The sequence below is a fragment of the Nocardia sp. CWNU-33 genome (genome assembly GCF_046764895.1).
GTDB lineage: Bacteria > Actinomycetota > Actinomycetes > Mycobacteriales > Mycobacteriaceae > Nocardia.
In genome coordinates this window covers 1-1318 of the sequence record NZ_JBKOQN010000109.1, presented here as the reverse complement: position 1 = coordinate 1318, position 1318 = coordinate 1, and the positions used below count along the sequence as shown (strand labels likewise).

At 61.0% G+C, this 1318-nt stretch carries 1 protein-coding gene; it reads right to left on the bottom strand.

The features are described from left to right. Positions 1 to 1032: 1032 nt before the first annotated feature. Positions 1033 to 1318, bottom strand: a 286-nt coding sequence (locus ACLMAL_RS39585) for a hypothetical protein (protein WP_412003763.1), incomplete at its 5' end; no start/stop codon positions are given.

Below are 1318 nucleotides of genomic sequence, written 5' to 3'. Positions count from 1 at the left end.
ATAGATCCGGCCTGACCCGGCACTCGCCGCCTTTTCAAAGAGCTCACGGCTCAGGGGTTTGCCAGGAGTTACCGGGCCATGCCGTGCAACGAATCACCGAGGTAACCGTTGCCGGCTAAGTAGGGGTTTGCCCAGCTCGAAGTAGCGGTGCCTTCCCGCGATAACTCCCGGTCCGCGACATTGCGACTAAAGTCCGATTTCGTGGGAGGAAGTAGCAAAGCTGAATCGCTCCCATGGAATTGGGTGACTTTGGAGGAACAGGCTCACGTCGTGAACCCGAAGAAGCTTGCTCGGACGATGTGCAAGATCCCGGTGGAGTCGGATGATCCGTTGAGCGCGAGTCGCCCGGCCGAGGTTCGACGGTGTGGTTTGTGCTGGAACGCATCACAATCCGAACGTGCGCGTGAAGTCCGAAAGGCGAAGAGGGCTGCGGAGAACGCCGTGACCAAGGATCGGCAACACCGACTGTAGGCGCAAAAGGCGGAGATGGATGATCGCAAGGAGCGATCGGCCGACCGTGGCAGCTCGGTTCCAACCGTCAGCGGAGGGGCACCCGGCCTCGGCAAACGACGCTGAGCGGGACGTAGGTTCGGCCGACTCGATCAGCGCGATATGCGGCAGCAGCGTGCATTCTAAAACCGCCGAAGACGCTCTCCTGAACTGAGATATCCGCTTTCTCAGAGAACTCCGCGATTGCCAGTGGCGGGAAGTTGGTCAAGGCTCGGATGCCTAGTCTCGGGATGAGACCGCGCCGGTCCCATCGTCATCGAAATCGAACATCTCCAGGTACGTCGAGAGGTTGTTGTGTGACTCGTACTACTCCGCCACGTCCGGTTGATCTCGTGACCGTCTTTCCCGAGTTGGCACCACTGGCCCGCACCGCGACTCGCCTGCACCCGCGTCCGGGAACACCATCGGTGCGCGACAGTTCGATCGGGGGGCCACTGTTGTGGCCGGCAGACGAGCCATGGCCGCACTGCAGTGCCGTGGACCACGAAGCAGTATGGGTACCGAGAGTCTCTGTGGCAGACGTCAGGCTGAAGCGGCGGATGCGAGATGATGCAATAACCCAGTTACTCGACGAACGATCACTTCCACGGCCGCCGCACAACCGCTCATCGGCAGTTGCGGACGTTCGCGAACGTGCGCCACGCGGCAAAATAGCGCGTGCGCGCAGGCCCGCCCCAATTGCACGGTCGCGCAGATCACCGGCCTACCGTGGCGCACGTTCCACGACGTCGCCCGTAAGAACACTGCGATGTGGAAGGATGCCTCGAAATGATCGATCATGTCTACATCTCGGTCACGGACATCGAGA